This window comes from Candidatus Binatia bacterium (assembly GCA_036382395.1).
Taxonomy (GTDB): domain Bacteria; phylum Desulfobacterota; class Binatia; order HRBIN30; family HRBIN30; genus JAGDMS01.
Map to the genome: position 1 here is coordinate 1 of DASVHW010000350.1, position 6,077 is coordinate 6,077.

7 protein-coding genes are annotated in these 6,077 nt (G+C 64.9%); 6 read left to right on the plus strand and 1 reads right to left on the minus strand.

Annotation, left to right across the window (positions count from 1 at the left end):
• A partial coding sequence (locus tag VF515_16750; protein HEX7409280.1) for a PrsW family glutamic-type intramembrane protease occupies nucleotides 1-397 on the minus strand: 397 nt, incomplete at its 3' end.
• An 81-nt stretch (nucleotides 398-478) separates the two neighbouring features.
• Between VF515_16750 and VF515_16755 the strand changes: the two genes are divergently transcribed.
• From VF515_16755 to VF515_16780, 6 genes are all read left to right on the plus strand, one after another.
• Nucleotides 479-1,825 carry a sigma 54-interacting transcriptional regulator gene (locus VF515_16755; protein HEX7409281.1) on the plus strand — a complete coding sequence of 449 codons (1,347 nt, stop codon included), beginning with the start codon at nucleotides 479-481 and terminating at the stop codon, nucleotides 1,823-1,825.
• A 223-nt stretch (nucleotides 1,826-2,048) separates the two neighbouring features.
• Nucleotides 2,049-3,635: a DUF542 domain-containing protein gene (locus VF515_16760; protein ID HEX7409282.1), complete on the plus strand. Its 1,587-nt coding sequence runs from the start codon at nucleotides 2,049-2,051 to the stop codon at nucleotides 3,633-3,635.
• Nucleotides 3,635-4,291 carry a hypothetical protein gene (locus tag VF515_16765; protein HEX7409283.1) on the plus strand — a complete coding sequence of 219 codons (657 nt, stop codon included), beginning with the start codon at nucleotides 3,635-3,637 and terminating at the stop codon, nucleotides 4,289-4,291. Before VF515_16760 ends, VF515_16765 begins: the two co-directional genes overlap by 1 nt.
• Before the next feature lie 40 nt (nucleotides 4,292-4,331).
• Nucleotides 4,332-4,565, plus strand: coding sequence for a DUF2249 domain-containing protein (locus tag VF515_16770; protein HEX7409284.1), 234 nt, complete (start codon nucleotides 4,332-4,334; stop codon nucleotides 4,563-4,565).
• A gap of 82 nt (nucleotides 4,566-4,647) precedes the next feature.
• Nucleotides 4,648-5,778: a hypothetical protein gene (locus VF515_16775; protein HEX7409285.1), complete on the plus strand. Its 1,131-nt coding sequence runs from the start codon at nucleotides 4,648-4,650 to the stop codon at nucleotides 5,776-5,778.
• Nucleotides 5,778-6,077 (plus strand): metal-sulfur cluster assembly factor, encoded by a 300-nt coding sequence (locus VF515_16780; protein ID HEX7409286.1) that lies wholly within the window; start codon nucleotides 5,778-5,780, stop codon nucleotides 6,075-6,077. The genes VF515_16775 and VF515_16780 overlap by 1 nt, the downstream gene beginning before the upstream one ends.

Sequence of the window (6,077 nt, forward strand, 5' to 3'; positions counted from 1 at the left end):
CCATGCCGCGGACGATCGTCGACGTGCGCCTGGGGACGAGGATGACGAGCAGGATGAGTGCCACCGCTTTGGCAAGTTCCTCGACGATCGGCGCAATGACTGCGGGAACCGTCCACCGTGCGCTGCTTTCACTGGTGACGGTGGTCAGCCAGTCGAGCAGAGTCTGGTTGATATTGCACGCTGGCCAGGCGGCGACGACGGCACCGGCAAGTAGCGCTGCCGCCACCACCGCCATTGGCTCCCGCTCGCGTCGCGCCAACAGACATACCAGGGCGGCCCAGGCCAATGCCGGCACTGCGGCGGCGGCGCAGATGGCCGCCGGCACCTCCGCCACGCCGTGTGCCAACCCCAGTGTGAGGCCAGCAATCCAGGCAATGAGAACCACGCGCCGCGTCATAGGGCTCCGCACCGCATAGCGAATAGCTGCGCCAAGTGTAAAGATGGCGTCCCGTCGTGGACTGCGCTACAAAGTTGACTCATGGGACATGAGACAGGGGCCGATAAGCTGGCAGCTGAAAAGCGCTATTTCGACGCCGTGTTCGATAGCATGTCCGACGGTGTCTTAGTCTGCGACGCTTCGATGCAGGTCACTCGGTTCAACGCCGCAGCCGAGCAGATTACCGGCTGGGAACGGCAAAAGGCGATCGGTGCCTCCTGCCATGAGATCTTCCACGGCTTTCTGTGTGGCCACGGATGTGCGGTGGAGCGCAGCGCCGTTGGCGGCGAAGGCGCACGGGACCAGGAAGTAATGATCCAGCGACCGGATGGCCAACGCCGTCTCATCGTGCTGAACAGTTCCACGGTGCGCGCGCCGGAAGGTGAGCCGGCGGGCGTCGTTGTTGTCTTCCGCGACATCACGGAGCTGGCGCGGCTGCGGACGGAACTGCGCGGCCACAGCGAGTTCGCTAATCTCGTCGGCCGCAGCCCGGCGATGCGCGCCCTGTACGAGCAGATCGAAGATGTCGCGGCGTCGGAGGCGACGGTGCTTCTGCTCGGAGAAACCGGTGTGGGGAAAGAGCTGGTGGCGGAAGCCATTCACCACGCCAGTCGCCGCGCTACCGGGCCGCTGGTGAAGGTGAACTGCTCCGCCCTCAGCGAAGGCCTACTGGAGTCCGAGCTGTTCGGCCACGTGCGTGGCGCCTTTACCGGGGCCATGCGCGACAAGGTCGGCCGCTTCGAGCTGGCGGGCGGTGGAACCATCTTCCTCGACGAGATCGGCGAACTGTCGATGAGCACGCAGGTGAAGCTGTTGCGCGTCCTGCAAGAGAAGGAAATCGAGCGGGTCGGCGAGGCACGAACGATCCCAGTGGACTGCCGCATCATGGCCGCCACCAACCGCAACCTGCGCGCGCTCGTCGCTCGCGGCACATTTCGCGAGGACCTTTTCTATCGGCTCAGCGTGATTCCAATCCATGTCCCGCCGCTGCGTGAACGCCGGGCGGATGTGCCCCTCCTGGCCGACCACGTTCTCGCACGGTTCCGAGCCCAGGAGGGCAAGAGCATCGACGGCTTCGCCCCCGATGCCATTGACTGCCTGCTCGAATACCGCTGGCCCGGCAACGTGCGCGAACTGGAAAACGCGGTGGCCTTCGCCGTCATCAAGTGTCGCGGCCGCCGCATTGCGAGGGAACACTTGCCTCCGGAAATCCGCGAAAGCGGCGGTACGGCGCAGCCACGGACCGAGAAGATCTCTCGCTCCGCGATCGAGGCGGCGCTGCAGAAGACCGGCGGCAATCGTCTGCGTGCGGCGAAGGCGCTCGGCATCGGCCGCGCCACTCTCTATCGGAAGCTGGAAGAATTCGGCCTCCGTGTTCCCGTAGACTGACCTGGGACAATGCCCTGTCTCATTTGGCGTGAGACAGCAAATTTTCTGATATTCCGCGTCATCATGACTCATCTGCCCTTGTAGGCAGAGTGTCTTGAGACACTAAGCGCTGCGACCCTCTCGGTCGTTCTGGAGACGAGAAAGCCTGAGCCGGCCTGGAAGTTTTCGGTTCCGGGTGCCGCTATGCCGGAGCTGGTACGCCGGGTGCTCTATGTGCCCGGTGATGAACACAACAAGCTTCTCAGCCACGACGACAGTTGACCAGGTCATCCAGGCCGATGCGGCACTGGGTCGTGTGTTTGCGGCGCACGGGATCGATACCTGCTGCGGGGGCGGGGCGACGTTGGCCGAAGCGGCGGAACGCGGTGGCATTGGGCTCGAAGCCCTTCTGCAAGCTCTGGGGTCGGGAAGGGTGGTTCAGGCGTCGCCGCCGGCGCAGGGCCGCACGGCTGCGAGCCTTTCGACCTCCAAACCTGCCGCGGCGCACACCGACGCGGGCGCCGCCAGTGAAACCTCAAGTTTCGCTCGATTCTTCATCTCGAGCCTGGTTTTCGCGCTCAGCTTCGGCGCCACGCTCGGCGCCCTGGCCCTGGCCAACATCACACTGCCAGCATGGAACTTCCTGGGAAGCATGCCGTTCGGGGCGGCGAAGACGGCGCACGCGTACGCGCAGGTTTTTGGTTTTGCCACCCTGTTTATCATGGGCGTGGCGTACCACACGATGCCGCGCTACAAGTCGACGTCGCTCGCGGATCCGGGTTTGGCATCGACTTCGTTCTGGCTGCAGGCGGGCGGCGTCCTGCTGCTGGCGGTTGGCATGCTGATCGGGCCGCCGCTGAGTGTCATCACGTGGCTGGTGGGAACGGCGTCGCTATTCTGCGCTGCCGTTGCCTTCGGTTCGATCGTGCATCGCACGCTGGCCGCGACCCCTCCGCTGCCTGAGGGCTTCGAGCCCTACCTGCGCGCCGGGTGTGTCTGGCTGGTGGTTGCCGCCGCCCTCTCCGTTCTCTCCGTGGCCGCGGCGGCGGGTGTCGGCATCGGCTTCCTGCCTGCGGTGTGGGCCGCGGCGCTGTGGGGATTCATCGGCTGCTGGATCTTCGGCATGAGCCTGCGGGTTCTGCCGGCGTTCATGGGTTTGCCAACCCCGCGAAAGCGGATGCTCCTGTTCGCACTGTACCAAGGAGGGGTTTTCCTCTGGGTGACAAACGCGCTGCTCGAAACCTGGACGCAGGTTCCGTTGCTCCGTGGTGTCGCTGGTGCGGCCCTGGCGCTGAGCACGGCGGTATTCGTGCTGCGGCTCGGCATCTTCGGTCCGCGCCTAGATTCGGGGCAGGCCGGGCTCCGCGACGATGAGCGCTTCATCCTCACGGCCTACGTCTGGTTGATCGCAGCGTTGGTCTTCGAGCCGGGTTGGACCGCAGTCACGGCTGCGGCCGGAACGACCGCGTCGCGGGTGGTCCTCGATCTCGGCCGGCATGCCTTCACCCTCGGGTTTCTCACGCAGATGATCATCGGCGTGGCCACCCGCATCGTCCCGGTGTTCACCGGCAATCGATTGTGGAGCCCCGTATGGAGTGCGGCGACCTACTACCTGCTCAACGCCGCCGTAGCCGTCCGCGGGCTGCAAGTGGTGGTCGGGCTGGGCGGCATCGGCGCGGTTGGACCGTACGTGTCCCTCTCAGGCCCGCTTGGCCTCGCGGCCTTCGTCGCCTTCACCACGAACACCTTCATGACGATGCGGATGCGTCGGCAGGCCGCGATCGCCACGGTGCCCGTGCCGGTCCGGCATGCCGTAGCAGGAGGAGAATAATGGGCGCGATCACCATGCGAGTCCAGGCCAGTCCGCGGGTGGAGCTTGCAATGCCGTTGCAGCTCGATCCGATTGTCGTGCGCGATCCATTTCTCGAGTTCCTGGGTCTGGTTGGCCCACTTCAGCCCATTGCCGTCACCTTCGAGGAGCTGGTGAAGGCTGCGGGCCATCTCTGCCCCACCGTCGCCGGAGCGTATCTCATCCTGCGGCACGGGCTCACCGCGTTGTACGGCAGCGAGCCGGCGGTGCGTGGGGAGGTGCGGGTCACAGCCTACGGTGGCCCGCAGGATTTCGGCTACGGACCGATCGCTCAACTGGTGAATCTCGTCATCGGGGCGGCGCCGGAGACCGGCTTCGCAGGGCTCGGCCCGGGGCGGTTTGCTCGCCGCAATTTGTTTGTCTTCAAACCCGAGGATCTTCGCCGCAACGAGTTCGATTTCGAGCGGCTCGACACTGATCGTGCCGTGCACCTGATCTACGATCCGAGCAGCATTCCAGCGCCGGCGGGGCTGCATGCCGCAATTGGCCCGGCACTGGCCGCGGCCGCGGCGCCGGAAGATCTCAGCCGCTTTCGCACCCTGTGGCTGCGGCGCGTGCAGGACATCCTTTCCGCCGACGCTCAGGCAGTGCGAATCAGCGAAGTCCAGCGATCTTGAGAAGAGCGCCCCTCGCACGATCAACAAAGGAGCAACACGTATGACCGTCAAGACCACCATAGATGTCCGCAACACGCCGCCCCCGCAGCGCCATCCCTTGATCTTCCAGACCTGGGCGTCGTTACAGCCTGGTGAAGCCTTCTTGCTCGTCAACGACCACGACCCGAAGCCCCTGTACTACCAGTTCAAGTACGAGCACGAGGGGCAGTTCTCATGGGAGTACTTGCAGCAGGGACCGGACGTCTGGGAAGTGCGGGTAGGGAAAACGGCGTGAAGATCGGGTGTCTGGCGTATCGTCGGAGAAAAGACGATATGCGATAGGCGATGCGCGGTAGTCCATGACGTCTCGATGGCTCATGCGGTTTCCTCTCCTGGCTGCGGCAATGATGGCGCTGCTGGGAGGGTTATGGGCGGGGCTGCTGCGCCTCGGTTGGGTCGTGCCGGTGTTTCGTTCCGGTTTTGCCTTGGCGCACGGGCCGCTGATGGTGTCCGGATTTCTTGGCACGCTGATCGGTCTCGAGCGTGCGGTGGGGCTCGGGCGTCGGTGGGCCTATGCCGCGCCGCTCCTCACCGGCGTCGGGGCACTGGCGCTCATCGCCGGCGTACCCGGTCCGATTGCGCCTGCGGCGATTACGGCAGGCAGCGCGGGGTTGGTGGCCATCTTCATTTCGATCATTCGGGCGCAACCGGCCTTGTTCACCGTGACCATGGGTGTGGGAGCTCTGGCATGGCTGGTGGGCAACGCCCTGTGGCTTGCCGGGTGGCCGGTGTACGAGGTGGTGTCGTGGTGGATGGGCTTTCTCGTGCTGACGATTGCGGGAGAGCGGCTGGAACTGAGTCGGTTCACGCAGCGGTCACGCGCCAGCGAGTCGGCGTTTCTGATCATCATCGTGACGCTGTGGGCGGGGCTCACCTCCGGCGGGATGGCTTCTGATGACGGTGCGCGCCTGACCGGGCTCAGCCTGGTGGCGCTGACCGTGTGGCTCTTGCGCCATGACATTGCGCGCCGGACCGTCCACCAGACTGGACTCACACGCTACGTGGCCGTATGCCTGCTTTCCGGATACGTCTGGTTGGGTCTGGGGGGTGTGCTCTCGGTGATCTTGGGGCGGATGGTTGCCGGCTTGCACTATGATGCCGTCTTGCACACCATCTTCCTCGGCTTTGTGTTTGCCATGATCTTCGGGCATGCGCCGATCATTTTCCCGGCGGTGGTGGGTGTGCCGGTCCGGTTTCGCTCGGCGTTCTACGCCCATCTCGGATTGCTCCACTTCTCGCTGCTGCTGCGGGTTGCGGGTGATCTGCACGCATCATTGATGTGCCGTCAGTGGGGTGGGCTGCTCAACGTTGCCGCCATCCTGCTGTTTCTGGCCAACACCGCGCGCGCCGTGCAGCAGGGACGGCGGGCGGCCGTGCGCGCCACCCCAGTGGCGCGACCGAGCGAAGCGCGGCAATTTGCAGCAATCCACCAACGGAGTGCATTCTGATGGAAGAACGAATTCGGGAAGCTTTGCGAGCGGTGATGGATCCGGAGATCGGCATCAACATCGTGGATCTCGGTCTGGTATACAGCGTGGAGGTGCAGGGCAACGATGTCCACATTACGCTGACGATGACGACGCGCGCCTGCCCGCTGCACGAGTACATCACCGAGACGGCGCGAACCGCCGTGCGGCAGGCCTTACCCGAGGCGGAGCGCGTGGAGGTCGAGATGGTATGGGACCCGCCCTGGAGTCCGGCGATGATGTCCGCGGAAGCCAAACGGCAAATGGGCTGGAGTAGCTGA

Excerpts from the sequence above, each read along its gene's own strand:
- VF515_16755 (HEX7409281.1), top strand. The coding sequence starts at position 479 with ATGGGACATGAGACAGGGGCCGATAAGCTGGCAGCTGAAAAGCGCTAT.
- VF515_16760 (HEX7409282.1), top strand. The coding sequence starts at position 2,049 with ATGAACACAACAAGCTTCTCAGCCACGACGACAGTTGACCAGGTCATC.
- VF515_16765 (HEX7409283.1), top strand. The coding sequence starts at position 3,635 with ATGGGCGCGATCACCATGCGAGTCCAGGCCAGTCCGCGGGTGGAGCTT.
- VF515_16770 (HEX7409284.1), top strand. The coding sequence starts at position 4,332 with ATGACCGTCAAGACCACCATAGATGTCCGCAACACGCCGCCCCCGCAG.
- VF515_16775 (HEX7409285.1), top strand. The coding sequence starts at position 4,648 with ATGCGGTTTCCTCTCCTGGCTGCGGCAATGATGGCGCTGCTGGGAGGG.
- VF515_16780 (HEX7409286.1), top strand. The coding sequence starts at position 5,778 with ATGGAAGAACGAATTCGGGAAGCTTTGCGAGCGGTGATGGATCCGGAG.